This window comes from Ferrimonas marina, assembly GCF_900129905.1.
GTDB lineage: Bacteria > Pseudomonadota > Gammaproteobacteria > Enterobacterales > Shewanellaceae > Ferrimonas > Ferrimonas marina.
In genome coordinates this window covers 408,892-426,328 of sequence record NZ_FQXG01000003.1, presented here as the reverse complement: position 1 = coordinate 426,328, position 17,437 = coordinate 408,892, and the positions used below count along the sequence as shown (strand labels likewise).

General features: G+C 56.5%; 21 protein-coding genes. 3 read left to right on the top strand and 18 right to left on the bottom strand.

Annotated elements, in window-relative coordinates; all coding sequences use genetic code 11:
* Positions 1-54: 54 nt before the first annotated feature.
* The 3 genes from BUC04_RS09300 to BUC04_RS09290 all read right to left on the bottom strand — a co-directional run bounded on the left by BUC04_RS09300 (position 55) and on the right by BUC04_RS09290 (position 2,521).
* The gene (locus BUC04_RS09300) at positions 55-837 is read right to left on the bottom strand and encodes a hypothetical protein (protein ID WP_067655392.1); all 783 of its coding nucleotides are present in this window, start codon (positions 835-837) and stop codon (positions 55-57) included.
* Between the two features lie 62 nt (positions 838-899).
* Positions 900-1,196, bottom strand: coding sequence for a hypothetical protein (locus tag BUC04_RS09295; protein WP_067655395.1), 297 nt, complete (start codon positions 1,194-1,196; stop codon positions 900-902).
* Between the two features lie 56 nt (positions 1,197-1,252).
* Positions 1,253-2,521, bottom strand: a complete 1,269-nt coding sequence (locus BUC04_RS09290; protein WP_143165641.1) for a hypothetical protein — start codon at positions 2,519-2,521, stop codon at positions 1,253-1,255.
* A gap of 65 nt (positions 2,522-2,586) precedes the next feature.
* Here BUC04_RS09290 and BUC04_RS09285 point away from each other — a divergent pair, with 65 nt between their 5' ends.
* Positions 2,587-3,717, top strand: a complete 1,131-nt coding sequence (locus BUC04_RS09285) for an AAA family ATPase (RefSeq protein WP_067655401.1) — start codon at positions 2,587-2,589, stop codon at positions 3,715-3,717.
* 62 nt (positions 3,718-3,779) lie between these two features.
* Here BUC04_RS09285 and BUC04_RS23640 read toward each other — a convergent pair whose 3' ends face one another.
* The 9 genes from BUC04_RS23640 to BUC04_RS09240 all read right to left on the bottom strand — a co-directional run bounded on the left by BUC04_RS23640 (position 3,780) and on the right by BUC04_RS09240 (position 11,417).
* Positions 3,780-4,253 (bottom strand): hypothetical protein, encoded by a 474-nt coding sequence (locus BUC04_RS23640; RefSeq protein WP_143165640.1) that lies wholly within the window; start codon positions 4,251-4,253, stop codon positions 3,780-3,782.
* Between the two features lie 375 nt (positions 4,254-4,628).
* Entirely contained in the window at positions 4,629-5,441 is an 813-nt protein-coding gene (locus BUC04_RS09275) for a hypothetical protein (RefSeq protein ID WP_143165639.1), read from the bottom strand.
* A gap of 32 nt (positions 5,442-5,473) precedes the next feature.
* Positions 5,474-6,241 (bottom strand): hypothetical protein, encoded by a 768-nt coding sequence (locus BUC04_RS09270; protein WP_067655410.1) that lies wholly within the window; start codon positions 6,239-6,241, stop codon positions 5,474-5,476.
* A gap of 2 nt (positions 6,242-6,243) precedes the next feature.
* Complete coding sequence (locus tag BUC04_RS09265) at positions 6,244-6,714, bottom strand: hypothetical protein (protein WP_067655413.1); 471 nt, start codon at positions 6,712-6,714, stop codon at positions 6,244-6,246.
* Between the two features lie 32 nt (positions 6,715-6,746).
* The gene (locus BUC04_RS09260; protein ID WP_067655416.1) at positions 6,747-7,712 is read right to left on the bottom strand and encodes a hypothetical protein; all 966 of its coding nucleotides are present in this window, start codon (positions 7,710-7,712) and stop codon (positions 6,747-6,749) included.
* Between the two features lie 81 nt (positions 7,713-7,793).
* Positions 7,794-8,645, bottom strand: a complete 852-nt coding sequence (locus BUC04_RS09255; protein ID WP_067655419.1) for a hypothetical protein — start codon at positions 8,643-8,645, stop codon at positions 7,794-7,796.
* 203 nt (positions 8,646-8,848) lie between these two features.
* On the bottom strand, positions 8,849-9,844 hold the full coding sequence (locus tag BUC04_RS09250; RefSeq protein ID WP_067655422.1) for a hypothetical protein: 996 nt from the start codon (positions 9,842-9,844) through the stop codon (positions 8,849-8,851).
* Positions 9,845-9,960: 116 nt separating this feature from the next.
* Positions 9,961-10,908, bottom strand: coding sequence for a hypothetical protein (locus BUC04_RS09245; RefSeq protein WP_143165638.1), 948 nt, complete (start codon positions 10,906-10,908; stop codon positions 9,961-9,963).
* Positions 10,909-11,021: 113 nt separating this feature from the next.
* On the bottom strand, positions 11,022-11,417 hold the full coding sequence (locus BUC04_RS09240) for a hypothetical protein (protein WP_143165637.1): 396 nt from the start codon (positions 11,415-11,417) through the stop codon (positions 11,022-11,024).
* A 276-nt stretch (positions 11,418-11,693) separates the two neighbouring features.
* Between BUC04_RS09240 and BUC04_RS09235 the strand changes: the two genes are divergently transcribed.
* Positions 11,694-12,113: an Hsp20 family protein gene (locus tag BUC04_RS09235; RefSeq protein ID WP_067655431.1), complete on the top strand. Its 420-nt coding sequence runs from the start codon at positions 11,694-11,696 to the stop codon at positions 12,111-12,113.
* Positions 12,114-12,178: 65 nt separating this feature from the next.
* Here BUC04_RS09235 and BUC04_RS09230 read toward each other — a convergent pair whose 3' ends face one another.
* The 6 genes from BUC04_RS09230 to BUC04_RS09210 all read right to left on the bottom strand — a co-directional run bounded on the left by BUC04_RS09230 (position 12,179) and on the right by BUC04_RS09210 (position 15,765).
* Entirely contained in the window at positions 12,179-12,388 is a 210-nt protein-coding gene (locus tag BUC04_RS09230) for a hypothetical protein (RefSeq protein ID WP_067655434.1), read from the bottom strand.
* A 73-nt stretch (positions 12,389-12,461) separates the two neighbouring features.
* Entirely contained in the window at positions 12,462-13,457 is a 996-nt protein-coding gene (locus tag BUC04_RS09225; protein WP_067655437.1) for a hypothetical protein, read from the bottom strand.
* A gap of 165 nt (positions 13,458-13,622) precedes the next feature.
* Positions 13,623-14,414: a hypothetical protein gene (locus BUC04_RS09220; RefSeq protein WP_067655440.1), complete on the bottom strand. Its 792-nt coding sequence runs from the start codon at positions 14,412-14,414 to the stop codon at positions 13,623-13,625.
* Positions 14,407-14,583: a hypothetical protein gene (locus BUC04_RS23920; protein ID WP_156479958.1), complete on the bottom strand. Its 177-nt coding sequence runs from the start codon at positions 14,581-14,583 to the stop codon at positions 14,407-14,409. Before BUC04_RS23920 ends, BUC04_RS09220 begins: the two co-directional genes overlap by 8 nt.
* Before the next feature lie 290 nt (positions 14,584-14,873).
* A complete protein-coding gene (locus BUC04_RS09215; protein ID WP_067655443.1) occupies positions 14,874-15,086 on the bottom strand; it encodes a hypothetical protein in 213 nt (70 codons plus the stop codon).
* The gene (locus tag BUC04_RS09210) at positions 15,079-15,765 is read right to left on the bottom strand and encodes a hypothetical protein (protein ID WP_067655446.1); all 687 of its coding nucleotides are present in this window, start codon (positions 15,763-15,765) and stop codon (positions 15,079-15,081) included. Before BUC04_RS09210 ends, BUC04_RS09215 begins: the two co-directional genes overlap by 8 nt.
* A 304-nt stretch (positions 15,766-16,069) precedes the next feature.
* Between BUC04_RS09210 and BUC04_RS09205 the strand changes: the two genes are divergently transcribed.
* A complete protein-coding gene (locus tag BUC04_RS09205) occupies positions 16,070-17,311 on the top strand; it encodes a site-specific DNA-methyltransferase (RefSeq protein ID WP_073325784.1) in 1,242 nt (413 codons plus the stop codon).
* Positions 17,312-17,437 lie beyond the last annotated feature (126 nt).

Genomic DNA, 17,437 nt, shown 5'->3' with positions numbered 1-17,437 from the left:
TTTATTATTATGCTGTTGTGTTAATAACCGTTTGCAAAGAACCAGAACGGCCGATCAACGGGCCAGTTCTTCATTCTGGCTCAAAGCCTGGCTCACCTCGCTGAAGAGCTCTTGCGCATGGTGGTGCAAATTCCCCAAAGCAGGATCAAAATCTGAACCAATATTTGCATACGTTACTTTATCAATCGCCCTATCAATTTCGCGGCTGTCTAGGTCGGCTGCTTCGCACAACTTGCTTACAACGACATACCAGTCGCCGAGACTTTCTTTGTTGCGATCTAGAGCAGCGCCGACATCACCCTGCTCATGCAGTTTGCCAATCCACTCGGTCAAATCACCGAGGACTTGCTTTGCAGCCCTCTGCACGCCCACTTCTCGTTTTGCCAGGTCACGATTGATGGAATACACCGCGACCTCAGCGGCTTCCAATAAGTCCCTCAGCCCATCTTGGGCTTCATCTGCCACCTCTGTAAGACGCCGGTAAGAGACTTCGCCCTGGGGCTGACCGCTGGCCTCCCGCACAACCTTCCGCGCCTTCTCTTCAAACTCCATATGACTCATCTGCAAGGCATGGAACTGGCGATAAAATGCCTGCGCATTGGTTGCTGGTACATTGACGCTCTCCGCCATCACCCGAATGATGCGATCGAAGTCGCCCTGGTCAACCGGAACATTTCTGAACGACTTTGCCCCACGCTGCACTTGAGTGAAGCTGTGCAGGTTGGCCACACCATGTGCTTCCTTAAGTGAGTCGTGGAGAAGCGAACGCAATTCCACCAATGCACCAAGGTATTGAGCGTATTGAGTGATCGCAGGACGAACATCAAGCTTAGCCATTTACCAATCCTTTTTCTTTTATTTTACCCCGCGTGACGGGCCCATGGCGTCATTCGCCGTAGCTAAGGATTCTGCTGCAGACACTCAAGCAATCTCAGGGTTTGCGCGCACAGGTCATCGCCCCGGTGGGCGCCCAGCCTGACGTGCTCTGCGGCCCGGTGATCACTGGCAAAGCACTGCAGCATGCCACCTGACTCTGTGGTATCCAGCGGGCCCTCGACCGCCTGCAGTTGATACACCTGTCCGTTGCAGCAGTGCGGCCCATGATCACCCTCGACCCCGGCACACTCGTAGATACCCCAGCCCAACGGCTCCGTCTTCTCGTTCAAAGCCAACTGCGCCTGACGTAACGCTTCCATATCCACTCTCCCAGCAGGTTTGGTAGCAGTTATTTACGCGCTTTACAAAGCCCCTGTCAAACCCTTTCCCTATTCGGCGATGCAGGCACAGCAGGCCCTGCTGGTACACCAGCACCCCCTGCACCCCCTGCATTATTATTGGTACCTAACTCCCGGCCCATCCAGCGCTCCAACTTCAGCGACCAGATCAACACCAAGCCTACAGCCCCGCACACCAGCGCCTCAAATCCGATGGTGGCCATCGCCACCCCGGCCGCAGCGAAGCCGAAGGCTGCCCCGGACACACTGATGGTCAGGTGGTAACGCATCGCCATGACCCGGTCTTTGGAGCGCTCCATCAGCAGATTGGTGTACCCCAGAGTCCAGAACCGTGCCACAAACTGCTCAACCACCACCAGCAACAACAACAGCACCGCCGCGGTACCGAGCGACAACACACCACCCAGGGCGAGGGAGGAGAGCCCCACCATCAACACCGGGGCGATCGCCATCATCCGCACCCCGAACAACATCATCTTGGCCGGCGGTACCCGGTCGATGCGACTGGACAGCAAGCTGATCAAGGTACTGACCGACACAATCACGCCCAGCGCCGGCATCACCCACTGCGGCGCCCGGTCCGCCAACAGGCCGAGCACCAGCATCGGGATCAGAAATTGCCGGGTCACCATGCATATCGCGTTGTTCATCCACGACAAGGCGAACATCTGCCGCTGCAGCGGTGTCATTTTGGCGGTCACCGGCTGGTTGCTCCGAGTCGGCCGCGGCTTAAACGCCACCAGGCCAAACACCGCGGTGGCCGCCACCAGCCAGTAAAATAGCCATGGCACAAACCCAGCAACAAACCCCATGACCGCGTTGACCAAGGAGGAACAGATCATCGCCAGCAGGATCCCCATCCCGGTCCCCCGCCGGGCACCGGCCCCCAACGCCCTGCCCAACACCCCCAGGCGGGCCACCGACGGCGCGTAGGCGAATTTGGAGAACACACTGGCCAACACCATGGCCGCAACGTACAAGGCGGCATTGGGTTGCGGGATCAAGGCCAGCGACACCAGGTTGCCTACCAAAGCCCAACCGATCGGCTGCACCAGACGGCCGGGCCAGAACATGTCCGCCAGCAGCAACACCAGGCACGCCAGGTGAAACCCGCAGAAGGCAAACGCCACCTGCTGCAGGGTCAGGCCCATCCCGGTCAGTTTTACCGTCCCGTAGACAATCAGCGCCAGGAAGACGGTCCACAACGCCGTCATCCCCTGCCACTGCCGGTAGCTGACGATCGCCAGCATCAGCCCGAAAGCCCCGCCAACTTTGTGTTTACACACCTTGTTATTTTCATTATTCTGCAAATGTTGCCTCACTTGATACATTCTGATTTGCAGGGATCCCCATGCTTCTGAGTTTCGCCCTTACCAACTGCCGCAACTTCAATACCCGCGCGCAACTGGACTTCCACACCCGTGCCACTGGCGCTGAGGACATTGACGGTCTGTTTCGCTTCGGCGATCTGCAGATCAACCGGGCTACCTTCCTTTGGGGCGCCAATGGTGCCGGCCGCTCTAACTTCATCGAAGCCCTGGGCGATCTTGTGCAGTTCATTGCCGGCCGCAAGAGTGCCAGCCAGCTAACCGGCCTGCAGCCGCACAGCCTGCACCCGGACCTACCCACCCAGGCAGAACTGCTCTTTCTACTGGACGGCACCACCTATCGCTACACCCTGCAGCTGCAGCACGGCGAAGTTGTCCAAGAGGTCCTCAGCGCCAAACACAGCCGCCAGTTCTCTACCGTGTTTGAGGTGAACCACGGCGCGGTGAAGCCGACCCGCAATCGCCACCAGGGCAAGTTCGCCTCCGCCGCAGCGGAAAGCCAGCTGGATACCGGTACCTCCCTCATCACCCTGGCCAACAAGTCCGGCTCAGAGCAGGCAGCGCAGGTATTCCGCTATTTTTACGTCATCCAATGCTTCACCCCGCGGCAGCACCCCGAGCAGGTGTGGTCGCAGACCCTCGCCAAACTGCAGCAACCCCACGTCCTGGCCGCGGCATCAAAGTCGCTCAGCTGCATGGACCTGGGGCTGACCAGTATTGAGCTCGACCCCCACAACCCAACCGGCCTTATCGCTAACCTGCCGATGGACGATGGCCAGACCGCGCAACTGCCCTATCCACAGATCGGCGGTGGTGCCATCAGCATCCTTACCTACCTGGTTGGACTGATCACCACCATCGAAACCAACAGCCCGCTGCTCATTGACGACATGGACAACCGGCTTCACCCCCTGCTGATGCAGATGTACCTGAAGCTGTATCAGGAACACCGCAGCCTGGAGGACGGCCACGCACCCCAGCTGGTAGCCTCAGTGCGCCACGCGGAGTTGATGGACAAGCTAGAGCGCCAACAGATCGCCCTGTTTGACAACGACGAGATCTACACCCTCAATTCCGTCACTGGGATCCGTGCCGGCGACTGCTACTCCAGCAAGTACCTAGCCGGTGCCTACGGCGCAGTCCCGAACCTGTAATCCCCATGATACAGCACGGGCCCAGGGTGATCCCCGGGCCCGCTTGCCTGCAACGGTTGTGATTAACGGCTTAGCTCGGACTCATGCGGTACCAGCATGACGGCAAACCGGTAGGCATCCATCACTTGCCCTCGGGCACCCCAGCCCCCCTGCACCGGATCCTGACCAAAATAGTGCTCGGTCTCCATTGGCGCTACGCCAAGCAGACACCGAGCACTGTGGTCACCCGCCCGGTAGGGGCGCTCGTTGTCCGCCAGGTAGGCAACCCCCAACAACTGCTCACCGACCGCTCTTGACTGCCAAGCGGCACCACACTGACGCACAACCCCACCATTTTGCAAGGCTTTGCATGTACGCTTCTGGCCAACCATCGGCAAGCCGGCGAAGTGATCCACCTTCAGCAATTCACCGCACGCCTCCCTAGCCCTGAAGTCTTGTATGGCATCGATCAAGGCCCGCTGATCCACAAAGGTGCCAACCACATCCAGGCAGGTCTCCCCCTGCTCAGGGAAGTGCGCGCAGGTCAAACGCCGCATGCCCGAGGCCTTAACGTAGTAGTCGATTTTGTCAGCCAGTTTGGAGCTAAACCGAAAACTGGAAACCGCGCTGATGACACCTGACTGGTCCAACCCCAGTGCTCTGTCCAACGTAACCGCGGCGTTGTCGAACCCTTTCTTTGCCGCGTCTCGCAGCGAATCGAATTCCCGACTTATAGCTTCCATTTCAGCGACAGCAGAAATACTGAGCCCGCGGCCCTTCCACCCGGTGATGTCTGGCTCAAGGCTCCCATAGGGCACGCCATTAAGCACCAGACGGTCGACTCGACCACGATGGTAGGTGACTGTTTCCGCTGTTAGGGCCTCTACCGACCTCGCTGTACTCATGATCTCTCCTGCTCCCAGAGCTATTAGTTAGCGCGCCAACTCGGCGGTCGCTTCCTTTGGTAATGGGGCCTGCTTAATCGCCTCAACCTCCCGGGCCAACTCCGCCAGCACCTCGGCACGGTCTTCGCGGTCCGCAGATGGCTTCACTTTGACGCCATAAGCCATAGGCACCCGACTGGGACACAACGCCTGCAGACAAGCCGGCCAGACTTCCCAGCGCTGCACAGGTGTCATGTTGGGTTCGACCTCCACAAAGGTAGAGAACAATGCAGCGGCCGCACCAGTCCCTGACAAATGGTCCGGCCGGCAAGCCTCATCAAAACGCTGCTCCAGCCTCGGCAACCCAACGAAATGTCGGGCCCGAATAAACACCGGTTCGGCCCCACCATTCGCTTCCAATGCCTGCAATTTCTCTTCCAACAGAGCACCCTTCGAGGGCTTAGCAAACACCACTCGGTCGATCAGCCCATCCCGGGAATCCACCCGTGCAAACCTCACCCCTAAACCGGTCAAAACGGCATCCAGATCAGATGCGAGCCCACCCTCAGCGCAAACCCAGCTCATCGCACTGCAAATGCTGTCATCTCGCTCAAACTGTTCTCTCAAGTAGCCCGGTGCGGAACCATATACTAGACCGTACCGCAATGAGCGCTTGCGATAACCGGGCAGGTAGTGAGCTACGATCGCCTCACGCGCACTGGCGTCCAACCCATCCGCCTCCATCGCCTGGACATTGGCGATCCAGTCAATACCATTAACCACGGGGTACGCCTCGTTAAACACCGAGGTCTCCTCAATGTACTTCTTAAAGGCCATCAAGACACTTCTGTTGTGTTTCATTGCACAAATCCCACCATCAATAATATTGTCAGTTAGCCTGGCTGCATGGCCTGACCCTTCATCTCCTTCACGAACCCGTAGGCCTGACGGTACTTCGCCATGGCCACGTCAAAGCGCTTCTCCTGGTGAGCAGGAACCGGCGGATACCCATTGGAACCGATCTCACTGGCCACCGCCGGCGACACTGCTGCGAACAAACCCTCGGCTGCCACCTCGGCCGCCCGCTCCCCACACCGGTACGCCCAGTCGCTGTGAGCGCAGACCAGGAACTGCTGGCTGCACAGATCATCAAACCCGCCGACATCTTCATTAATTTCGCGACACAGCGGAGCGGCCTCGCCAGTGATCTTGTGCAAAGCGAGGCGTTCAAGGCACTGTTCGAACTTGGGCAAGCCCACCCTATGATGGTGCGACAAGCCGGGGATCCTGCCATCGCGATCCCCAAGCTCACGCCACAGATCTTGCTGACCTGACATGTTACCGATCAGACTCAGATGCACCTTGCCTTGGACCATGCGGAAGTCGACCACCGTCATGGGTCGCTCTGCCTGGCAGTGCCAGCGGAGGACTTCGACCACATCTGGCCACCGATCCTCGGCAAAGACAATCTCACTCAGCGCCGTATCCACCTCAGCCACCATCAGCTTCTCGGCGATCCTGGGCACACAGACCTCGTTGGCTTTCTTCAGGTTAGCCAAGGCGCCGGCCTTGTCACCCTTTGCACGCTCAAGCGCTTTGGCACGCCGGGCATGCACCACGGTCAATTGGGCAAAGGTCAGCTCATCCTGGGTTAACTTCATCGCTATCGCTCCAGTGTGGCAGGGCCAGATGACTCCAACGCCTGCTGCTCTCGGTGAATCTCCTTGTCGATGTCGGCGGCAATCGCTGCTCGGTGAGGCGCCATCTCTGGCCAATCCGCCAAGATCCCATTCTCGGCGAACAGATCCCTTGCAGCCGCCAGGTCCGTGCACCACTGCTGTCGGTATCCCTCGGGCAGTTTGGGCGCGCCATGGCGCTGAACTACGGCATCGACCAGGTCCCGGGTCCGCTCCGCCCGCTCCTTCCTTGCCGCGGAGTTAAGCTTTTCTTCGAACTCTTGCTCGCTCAGACAACTGACATCCACCGTACAAGACGCACCGTTACGGTTCTGCATGATGGACCTTCCGTCAGAGCCCTTGAAGTCACGATGGGTGTGTTTAAGGATCAGCTTTTCTTGCTCTTGCCGGCTGACTTGCTTGATGCGCGCAATAGCGGCCGATTCGATGGCATTCATAATGGCGTTTCCTGATGATTTGCGTTGCCCAATCATAGCCCTGGGCCACTGTAGCTAGAAGTCTTTTCCATGTGGCGCTGGTGCAGTTTGCAGTACACCTCAAAATCCCCCTCACGACCAGGCATCATTGAGGCCGGCGCAATCTTGCTGTGCTCCCGGTAGACATCCAGTTGAGGCGCCATGGCCTTAACCACACTCCTGGCCACCTTATCAGCGGCATTGGGATTACCCAACAGCGGCTCACTGTCCACCGCGCAAGTTAACAGTTCAGCTGCCACCAGATGCGCGTCACAGCCTGCAGGCGGTGCAGGCAAATCACATTGCGCCCTCTGTCCCGGCTGAGGAAGACCGGCCAGGTGGTCTTTTTCCAAACGGAACCAGCGCCTTTCACCAAAGTTTCCAAGACGCTCTGCCAGCTTCTCCTGCTGACGCAGGTTGCCCACCAGTACGTATTTGATGGAGGGGGCACCCAACACATTCCCCTCCTCTTTAGAGAGCAGGTGCATATGGTCAAGGGTATTGCCCTCGATGAGCCCTTTGAATTCACAGGCATCCAACCTGAAGTCCGCCGCACTCTGGCCACGTGTAGCCACGAACTCCAAGACGGAAACCGCGGTGGTACGGCCCGGTTCCCGATCCTCCAAGAACCGTTCGAGATCGAATTCGATATCCTGAACTTTGTACAGCACCTTATGGTGGCGATCTAATGACTCAGCCACTTCTTTGTTCAGACCATCCTTAACCTCAGTCAAGCCCTTCACGCTCTGTCGTGCCTTGTCGTAATGCTCCGCCGCCCCAGGGAACAGCTTTAGATCAGTGACAACGCTCCAAATGTCGTTCAGCGCGGTGCTGACCTTCTCGAGCGCCTGTACCTTACCGCGAACCTCCTCCGACGATATTGGGCCCGTTTCCGCCGCCAGGGCCTTTAACCGATGCAGGATCTTAGCCGGCCACAACTCATTCATACGCCTAGCCTTATTGATTTCTTCCGAAGCCATTTCAATACTCCCAACCGCAACAACATGGGCCGATAAACCCAACAGAGGCCAGGGCCCCTAAGCCCCAGCCTCTTGCATTTATTACCGCTCTAAGCCGCCGGATTTGTGCTCTCGCGCCTTCGCCCGCATTGCCAAAGCGCAAAATGCCTCAACCTCGCGCTCCATACCATCTGCAGGCAAGGTTGGCGTAGCGGGTTTGCCCATACCCGGAAGGTTGCCCAACGGCACCAAGCGCTCCAACGCGGATCGAGCCACCAACGTCCCCACATCCCCCATGGGTATTTCATCGGTCACATCGACATAGCAGCTCAACACGGGCTGAGCCGCTCGCTTGGCATCATCATCACCCGGACTGGGGATACACCTTGACGCCTGCTCTGCCACCTTAGCCACTCCACCAAGGTGTGTGGAGGTGACTCTTTCCCGGGACTTTTGCTGGCTATTTATCGCTATCACGACATTTAAGAACAGGGCAAAGTCCCTCATCTGGGACAAGTTACCCTGCAACACGTACCCACAACAAACCGTACCGTCTTCTACAAAGATCCGCTCGCTGACCAGTTGCATACCATGGGACCCCTTCCCGGTGTTTTTCACCAGGTCATGAATCTCCTTTACCAACGGATCCGCCATTAGCTCGTCTATAGACTGACCTGCCTCGGCAGAGATTTTGACGGTCGACAAACCACTCACCAGATCACCAGTCCGCAGAACCTCTGCTAAATCGGCCTCACTTTTGGCCAGTTTTTCAGAGGAATCTGACAGCCAGCGCAAGATATCCTTGGTATTCGTCAATGACTCGATTGTCCCTTTCCCAGACCCCGACTGACCTGCGCCGATACTGTACCGCGTCTGCTCGACTCTGGAAGAAACCGCATCAGCTATCCCTTGAAGCGCCCCTACCTGGCCTTTATTAACCTTCCTACCTTCCATACAACCACCCTCTGATTATGATTATCTTGGCCGCCTGTGCTTGGCGATCCCCTGTAAACCTATCTGCCTGGCGCCACATCCGATACCTGTTTGGGCCCTGTTACTGCCCCAAGTTTGATTAACCCAGAGCACACCAGGCGGCATTCAATTCTGTCTGCAGGTACAGTAGGCCAGAACTCACCAGCCCTGTCAGTACCCATAAATTAACGCTCCAAGCCGCCGGACTCTTTCTTGTGTTCCCTCGCTTGTTCAGCCATGGCGAGCAAGGTCGCAACCTCACGGGCGAGACCATCGACGTACTCGGCAGGCGTCACGGGCTCACCCTCCTCCGGTAGATATTCGGCCAATGGCACCATACGCTCCAATACTGACTGGGCCAAACGCTCTGGCACGTAAGCCTTACTGGCGAAACCAGTCACATCGACGTAGCAAGAAAACTTTGAAACAGCGGCACTGAACGCACCATCATCAGCGTTGTAGTCGAAAAAAAGCCGTGATGGCTGCGGTGCGATTTTAGGCATCCCTGCGATGTGCTGGAGACGAGTCGCGATGACGGACCGATCTGGGTCATTAAGCGCAATGTAATCACCCAGGCACTTAACCAACTTCTGCATCTGCGACACATTGCCATTCAGCACAAACCCATGAACAGCGGCCCCATCACCACCCCTGGAACGCTCAGATACCAGTTTCATGCCATGCAGTTCACTACTGGAGCCACTAACCAGTTCACGAAGCCCGGCCATGACCGGCTCTGCCATTAGATCATCCAGGCTCTGACCCTTCGTACCTTGAACTTGGATCGTTGACACCGCACTTACCACTTCACCCGAGTGCAGGACTTTTGCCAACTTTTCCTCGTTCTTTCTTTCCCTCGACTGATGGGTGCGCTGCGCACTCGACAGATTGGTCAAGCTGCTTGTAAAGAACGACTCAAAAGGCCCGGCAGCAGCATTCAGATCGCGAAACCTGGACAGATCAGCATCGCTGGAGATCAGTCTTCCTGGGCTGTCTGCAAGTTGCTTTAACCTCTCGATCGCCCCATTAAGCATCCCGAGCGCCTCCTCCCCGATCATTGACTCGGCAGTGCTCACTTTATGTTTACTCAGTTGCTTAGCACGCCGATCTCGCGAAGCGACCGTCTCAGCAATCCTTAGGATTGCCTTTCCCGCCCCTTTCTCGACTAACCTGTCCAACATGCGACTGCCCTCTTGATATGATTGTTGTGACCGCCTGCATTGGGCGACCGAATCTGAAACCGTTTGTATCTGGGAATCGTAAAGCCAACCCCATTCAAGGGCGGCCTCATCTTTAATTACCGATCTAAGCCCTCGACTTCGTTGCCCCGACCCCTAGCTTTCTCAACCACAGACCTCAAATCCATGAGGTCACGTTCATACCCTGGCGCCTTTATTGCAGGGTCATCGTAATCGTGCCCCTTCGGGAGAAACCTGGCCAGAGGTGCCAAGCATTCCATACCAGCGCGGGCCACCACGTCAGCCAGATCTCTCTGGTGAGTAACACCCGTCACATCCCGGTAGCAGACAAACCTTTTGAGCCCCGCCACAAAGGCACCGTTGTCACCTCTGTCGGGGATATCCACCGCCGGCTTCGGTTCCATCTTGGGGATCCCCGCGACGTGCATGGAGTCCACCTCGATACCCAAATACCCCCCCTCATAGAGAATGTGGCGTAAGCGCTCACAAAAGCGCTGCACCTGGGATAAATTGCCAACCAGAACGAACACGTGTGCAGCGGACCCATCAGCATCTAAAGAACGCTCTGATTCCAGCTTCATACCGTGGGCATTAGGCCCGTCCCGTGTCACAAGATCTCGGATTTCTGCCATGGCCGGCTCTGCCATAAGGCCTTTCAATGACTTACCCCCTACTCCGGTCACCTTCACTGTAGAGAGCACGCTAGCGACCTGACCCGAGCGCAGCACCTCGGCAAGTTGGTCCTCATGCTTACTTTTCATTTCCAAATGGCGACGGATGGCCTGTTCCGTCTCAATTAACTTCTCGTGCAATAGAGAGCTCGAACGAGCCGTCGCTTCTAACTGCGCCTTCAGAGCATCCTGAATTTCCTTATCGGCGAAGAAGCCGGTGGGTAACCGCAAATGATCATTCAAGCGCTTCGCCTCAGCTTCCCCTTCCTTGTACCGCTCCCTCAGTGCCAAAATGTAGCTGGCGATAAGACCCGAAGCTTCAAGTTGCTTCGCATGCCCCACCCGCCCTGCAATCGCTTGAGCCATACTTAACACTGCCCTTTCCTGGGCTTTCTTAGTCGACCCATCCACCATGCAACTTGCCTCTCAATACGGTTGTTTTGGTCGCCGACATTCGACAACCGAATCTGAATCCCTTTGACCCGGCGCTACACCAGGTCCTTGCTTTCGCCCGACGCCTTTACCCCAGGGGCAGCACCGGGGAGGCCCCGGGCGGCCTTCAACTCTGCCTGCAGCTGTGCCACGGCGCCATCCCCGACAACGCCTGCTACTGGATCACCCAGCAACCCACCGGCAGAACCCGGTCGCTGCTCACGCAGTTCTTTGCGCGCAGCCGCATCCAGGTGGGCTTCGAATTCATCAGGGGTGAGTTGCCCGAACGGGACTTGGCGATTAAAACCGTTGCGCCGAACCAGGAACCAGTATTCACCGTTGATAAGCGTCCGCTTCTCTGTGCCGGTGTGCTTGACGATCAAACGTCGCTGCTGCTGAAGTTTTTCTGCTTCTGGCCAACCATATTTCAACGCATCAATTTGGGATGTCACGGCGTGGTTCCTCGCACTTCACTTATTCCATTGTACCCCACGATACTGTGGCTCCGACCAATACCGAAGCGGTTTCCACCACCCACTCCATGAGCACGTTTTCCGCTTTACATATAGGGATACTGCCGAGTTAATGACCTGCCAGCACATTGGCCCCATCGCCATTAAGTTCAAATCTACGCACAACACTTGAAATAGGTGATTACCACCCACACTTGATCAGTGGGCGCTTTATACAAGGCCCACGCAAACAGTTGCTCAAAAGAGGACACTACTATGAGTTTTCAAACTATCGATTTTTCACCGCTGTTTCGTAGCACCATCGGGTTCGATGTTATGCCACGCATGTTTGACGAAGCACTCAAACCTGATGGCAATTATCCGCCCCACAATGTCATCGCCATTAACGAAGATGAATACCAGATTGATATTGCAGTTGCTGGTTTTAAAAAAGATGAATTAGGTGTGGAATTGCATGGCGACAAACTTAGCATTACTGGACGGAAAGAGAATAAAGAAGTCGATGTTGATTACCTTCACCGCGGCGTGGCTTTGCGCGACTTCACCAAGGCGTTCCGCCTGGCTGAACATGTGCACCTGAAAAGCGCACTGCTTGACCACGGATTCCTCAGCATTCGCCTCGAACGGGAAGTACCTGAGACCGAAATGCCGAAGACCATTCCGATCTCAACTTAAACCAACTGACTGGTTCAAAAAAGGCACCCTCAAGGGTGCCTTTGTCAATCCATCGCCTGCGTTTACTACAGTTTGCCTTCGAGGATCTTCTTCATCCCCTGTAACTGCTCTGCCAAAGACTCACTCTGCACCATCGAGCCTGGCTCGAGGGTAAGTGCGTTAGAGCCAGGCTTGTGAGTAACCTGAATCCCACGGGATGTTGGGGCTAAATCAGGCATTTGCTGCACTTGATGGCGCAGCCACTCAGGCATAGGCCTGAAGTCCTTCTTATTCATACTCAGCCCTCCTCAAATCAATTACATCTCATTGTAATTCTATACAGCATCATGTCAAATACGCACCCACCACCTACCCTGGCGCACCCAGATGAAGCTGGCCCGGTTCTGCCGGTGGGTTTGCCGCCTCATCCCCCAGCGCAATCCGGTCTTGGAACACCTGCTGCTCGACCGTGCCAAGGGATTCAATCTCCCTGACCGCAACCGTAACCCCAGACTCCCAGAATTTCTCAAGGGCAAGCATATATGGACCTACCTGAGCCAGGAAGTGTAGGTAGGAGCTCCCAGGCTCATAATCCGCTTGAGGTCTCGGACCACAGAATTCTAGAAGGTAAAGTTTACTCCCGACTTCCCTATACTCCTCGACGGCCTTTAGATTATCTTTATACTCAACAATACCATAAGGGACACCCTTTTCATCTTCGCGCATTTCATAGAAGACCCTAAAGCGCAGATCATTAAAAGGCCCTATCGGTATTGATGCTGGCGCAGCAAAAAGTATACGACCTGACTTCAGCCTCAACTCTAAGAACTTTGATTCTATTTTGGACAACTCTAATCCTTGAGTAAATTCCGGACTGCCGTCATACTCAACCATTGCCTGAAACAACATCTCAGAGTCTAAGTCCTTAGGCGCGTCCCAAGCTTTAAGCCCAGTTACCCCACCCGAATCACCTGCGACATTGGTGACGCCAATGCAAAGCAATCTTTTGCACCAATCTGTCTTTCGACAGAAGTAGATTGCTGGGACAATTAAAAGCATAGACACGGCAACCTCAAGCACAACAAGATTAAACCCGTCTTCCGGCAACTTATATGTGACTCCAGAAATATCCAGCAGCCATGTCATTATGCGTCCGCTAATACCGGTTGCTGACTGGATAATAACAATCAGGGTCCGCCCAATGAATACACCCACGGCAAGCACAAACCCCATACCGATCGACATATACAGCGTATGCGAGCCAACGGAGCCGCTAAGACGAACGCGAACATAAGGCATCATTTGGCCTACCCAATAACCGGACAGGCCCAAAATCAGAATCAAAAAGGCAGCGCTAAATAGCATGGAAGACTTCCCTATCTTCAGATTCAAAGCAGTATGACTTGGCGAAACTCCGGTGTAAACAGCTCCCTGTCGTCCTGATTCCCCTGGCCCTTCCGCCAACAGATGTCATCCAAACAAAGAACCCCACCTTACGGCGGGGCCCAGAACGTACAAGTCGGTTGCCAGTTAAAACGGTGCTGGCGACACCTCTGGTTTCAAATGTACGCGCCCCTTACCTACGTAGTAAGCTAGCTCTTCACCCACCATCCCCCTTAACGAGGTCTCAGTAGTACCCGGCTCTAGCCCCTTAAGAACCTCAAGTGCACACTCCTGGACCCAGTCTTTATCTTCCTCAATCGTGGTCAACCAATGTGCCGCAAGGTATTGCTTGGCAAATGACCACAGCGTCCGCTCCTTATCAGCTACCCGGGCAACTTTCGGACCCTCCCAACGTGGAAGGCCGACTGCGGCCTCACCATACTGGCAATCCGGCCAGCCCTTCGATGCTTCTACAAGCTTCTCTATTTCGCCAAGATCACCACACACAACAAAGCACTCCCGTCGGTGCCAACTCGGAGCACACCTGTCTTCCATCCGCAGCTTAGTGCCGAGAGAATCTAGATACTGAGTCAGATCACCATAGGCGTCACGTGTAAAATGCAGCTCAACAAGTGCGCAAAGAACACCCCTGGCAGCTCTCAGCGCTTCCGCCATATCGCCGGCCCGCGATGCTGCAGTCTTTGCGGGAGAAACATCCTGCTCTCGGGGCAGCACTCTAGCGGTAACGATTCCAATATGAGCCTCAGAGAGAGCCAGGAGTCCTGGCGCCCCCCCGGTTCGGTTCAACGCAGCATGACCCTCTTTAAGTTTGAGCAGGTCCACGCGATCTTTTTCACGCCTGGCCCAAGCGTCGCAATCCTTCAGTTGAGCCGCCATCAGATCATAGAGAGGAGTAATGGCCTTATCTCGTTTATTCATCGTGGGAACCCCTTTCCGCCTGGCTGATCACTGCCTGCTGATCTTTGTCGACCTTCTCAAACACACGGCGATAGACCTCTGCCTGCTCTTCAGGCGTAGATTGGTTCACAAACCTCGCCAGAGGGGAGCTGGCCAATGGCTTGACCGAACCGACCTTGTCACTGCGCATAATGCATCCCGTTTTTCTTCCAATTTACCCCGACCGGCCAGATGCACGGTGCACTCAGACCGATGAACTCCTGCTGACCGTCACCTGCTCGCGGGTCTCTAAGCTAACCTGGATCACCCTGGCCCACTGCACCCGCCCTTTTCTTCAATCTCGCCAACGTCAACCTGCCGCGCTGCAGCGCTTGTCCTACCGCCGGCCGCCCTGGCGAGGCCTCTACCTGCTCAACGAACTTTCTGCTGTCTTCACCCGTCAAGCGGACCGGTGAAAATGGCGTGCTTTTGACAGCCAACTTACCCCGCCCTTCTCAGCTGCACTGCGGCCGCCATCCATTGAGACCGCGGCACCTCCGGGTACAGCTCCCGGGCCCGGTCGACCGCATGACGCGCTATCTGCCGACGCACAGCGAATCGGGTCAGCATGAAATCTTCGTACTGCGCAGTCTCAATGGCCAACAGGCGGGCCAACTCGCTTTCCAGGTCCAACCGATCAGGCGCTTCACTCATCGCCAGCCTTTGCTCTTTGCTTAGACATCTCAACGAAGTTCGCCGCAGCGATACGCATCAGGGTGTGGGCAAACCACCCTGGCAGCAGCCAGATTAGCGCCAGGTTAAACCCCAGCGTCCAGGGCTTACCAGACAACCGACAACCAACTAAGGCCACTATCATTGCGGTGAACCAGTACCACCAGTCCCTTCCGCCCAACACGACGTTAACCCGCTCGCTGTTGAACATGCCCATATGCACGTTGGTGATGGACACTGCCGCCAGGAACACCATTACCATCATCACCATCAAGCTCAGCACTCCGGTAAACACCGGGAACCTTGCCACGATGGCGCCGGTCTCGATACCCGAGCTTGCCAACAGCCAGGCCCCACCCCATCCGGCGACTCCCCATAGAGCCACCAGGCCGACGAACACCTGATGCACATAATGCCCGTCGTTACTTTTCGGGCTGTAGCAGCAAAACACCATCTGCAATGCGTGCGTGCCCCTCTCACCACTGGTGTAGTTGCCGACCACCCCGACCCCAATGATCGGTACCAGCAACAAGCCCACGAACAGCGGTACTACTGGCAGCTCTGCTGCGAACCAACACAAAGCCGACAGCAGCACCGCCAGCAAAACCCCTTCAGGGTGGCGACTGTGCCACCAAAGCACCTGTTTATACCACTTCCACATACTCAGCCCACCACAACGCAACACTTTGATGCTAACACCGGATGGCATGAACCTTTAGCCCCAAAGAACAGCCTATGCGCTGGCCAGAAAGCACTGTTCGATCTACTGGGATCCGGGTCTTGCTTATTAGGGTTTTCCATAGGGCACGTGACGGGCTTCAACCTTCGCACATACTGACCCCCTGTGCCTGTGCCAAACACCGTACCGCAAGGAACCAGTACCGACGCAACAGGGCCATCTCCGACTTGACCACTAATATATACTTTTGTATATTTAAAGGGTTGATAATGAAGGAGTCAGAACCATGCATGGAATGCAACCAGACCTGTTTGACGCTGTCACCGACGCCTACGCGGCCTGCGAAACTCCCCTGAGCAACACCGAGCTGTACTCTGCCGTCGCTGATCGCCTCGAGCTAGATGAGGCACAGCGCAACGAGATGGGCCTGTTTGGCCAGGCGCAGACCCAGCACAACAAATTCCACCACCGGGTGCGCTGGGCTCAGCAGGCGCTGCGCGACCAGGGGATCCTGACCCGCGTTGACCGCGGCCAATGGACCCTCACCGGCAAGAAGCGCCAGCAACTGCACGCCATCAAGCAGGCAAAAGCCGTGGTCGCGATGTCTACTAGCCTGGGCATCGCCATCTGCTGCGACAGCATCGACCTGCTCTCCCGCGATATCATCGACGAGCCCATCGCACTGATGATCTCCTCGCCGCCGTATCCGCTGCGGGTCGCCCGCGCCTATGGCAACCCGGAGGTGAAGGAGTACATTGACTGGCTGATGAAGGTTCTCAAGCCCATTGCCAAGCGCCTGGTGAAAGGTGGCTCCATGGCCATCAACCTGGGCAACGACATCTTTGTCCAGGGCTCCCCGCAGCGCTCAACCTACGTAGAGCGGTTGCTGATCCGCTGCGAAGACGAACTGGGACTGTACAAGATGGACACCCTGATGTGGCAGTCGAATAAGTGCCCCGGACCGACAACCTGGGCGCACGTAAACCGGATGCAGCTGCACACCTCTTACGAGCCTATCCTCTGGCTGTGTAACTCCCCGCTGGACTGTTTTGCCGACAATCGCCGGGTGCTGCAACCGCACTCGGAACGGATGAAGAAGCTGATGGCCAGCGGCGGCCAGCAGCATCACTCAGAGCATGGCGACGGCGCCTACGTGCAGCCGGTAGGCAGCTTTGGTCGGGTCACCGAGGGCAAGATCCCCACCAACACGCTCAAGTTCAGTAACTACTGCCCGGAGGGCCGGGCCGTCAACGCCGAGGCACGCACACTGGGCCTGCCACCGCATGCGGCTAAGTACCCGCAGCGCCTAGCTGAGTTCCTGATCGGCTTCCTCAGCCGACCCTCAGACCTGGTGGTTGACCCGTTCGGTGGCACTCTGACCTCGGGCGCCGCGGCACAGAAACTGGGACGCCGCTGGGTATGCCTGGAGCAAACCTGGGAATACATCAAACAAGGCTTTCGCCGATTTGCCGGCGACGAGGACACCTGGGTCAACCCGGCCTTTGCCAACTTCAACCCCCACCGCTAACCCCGCCTTTCAACAAAACAGCCCCGCCGAACTTAAGTATCGGCGGGGCTTCTTAATAAGGGCCGGGCATCTTGGTTATCTCTGCGCTTTGGCGGAGACCTGCATATCCCTATCAGCGATGGGGAC

Bases quoted from the DNA above. Each gene is read 5' to 3' on its own strand.
- BUC04_RS09220 (WP_067655440.1), bottom strand. From the start codon at position 14,414: ATGAATAAACGAGATAAGGCCATTACTCCTCTCTATGATCTGATGGCG.
- BUC04_RS23640 (WP_143165640.1), bottom strand. From the start codon at position 4,253: ATGCGGCGTTTGACCTGCGCGCACTTCCCTGAGCAGGGGGAGACCTGC.
- BUC04_RS23920 (WP_156479958.1), bottom strand. From the start codon at position 14,583: ATGCGCAGTGACAAGGTCGGTTCGGTCAAGCCATTGGCCAGCTCCCCT.
- BUC04_RS09260 (WP_067655416.1), bottom strand. From the start codon at position 7,712: ATGGCTTCGGAAGAAATCAATAAGGCTAGGCGTATGAATGAGTTGTGG.
- BUC04_RS09300 (WP_067655392.1), bottom strand. From the start codon at position 837: ATGGCTAAGCTTGATGTTCGTCCTGCGATCACTCAATACGCTCAATAC.
- BUC04_RS09205 (WP_073325784.1), top strand. From the start codon at position 16,070: ATGCATGGAATGCAACCAGACCTGTTTGACGCTGTCACCGACGCCTAC.
- BUC04_RS09265 (WP_067655413.1), bottom strand. From the start codon at position 6,714: ATGAATGCCATCGAATCGGCCGCTATTGCGCGCATCAAGCAAGTCAGC.
- BUC04_RS09215 (WP_067655443.1), bottom strand. From the start codon at position 15,086: ATGAGTGAAGCGCCTGATCGGTTGGACCTGGAAAGCGAGTTGGCCCGC.
- BUC04_RS09270 (WP_067655410.1), bottom strand. From the start codon at position 6,241: ATGAAGTTAACCCAGGATGAGCTGACCTTTGCCCAATTGACCGTGGTG.
- BUC04_RS09295 (WP_067655395.1), bottom strand. From the start codon at position 1,196: ATGGAAGCGTTACGTCAGGCGCAGTTGGCTTTGAACGAGAAGACGGAG.
- BUC04_RS09255 (WP_067655419.1), bottom strand. From the start codon at position 8,645: ATGGAAGGTAGGAAGGTTAATAAAGGCCAGGTAGGGGCGCTTCAAGGG.
- BUC04_RS09250 (WP_067655422.1), bottom strand. From the start codon at position 9,844: ATGTTGGACAGGTTAGTCGAGAAAGGGGCGGGAAAGGCAATCCTAAGG.
- BUC04_RS09225 (WP_067655437.1), bottom strand. From the start codon at position 13,457: ATGCTATTTAGCGCTGCCTTTTTGATTCTGATTTTGGGCCTGTCCGGT.
- BUC04_RS09235 (WP_067655431.1), top strand. From the start codon at position 11,694: ATGAGTTTTCAAACTATCGATTTTTCACCGCTGTTTCGTAGCACCATC.
- BUC04_RS09285 (WP_067655401.1), top strand. From the start codon at position 2,587: ATGCTTCTGAGTTTCGCCCTTACCAACTGCCGCAACTTCAATACCCGC.
- BUC04_RS09210 (WP_067655446.1), bottom strand. From the start codon at position 15,765: ATGTGGAAGTGGTATAAACAGGTGCTTTGGTGGCACAGTCGCCACCCT.
- BUC04_RS09275 (WP_143165639.1), bottom strand. From the start codon at position 5,441: ATGAAACACAACAGAAGTGTCTTGATGGCCTTTAAGAAGTACATTGAG.
- BUC04_RS09230 (WP_067655434.1), bottom strand. From the start codon at position 12,388: ATGAATAAGAAGGACTTCAGGCCTATGCCTGAGTGGCTGCGCCATCAA.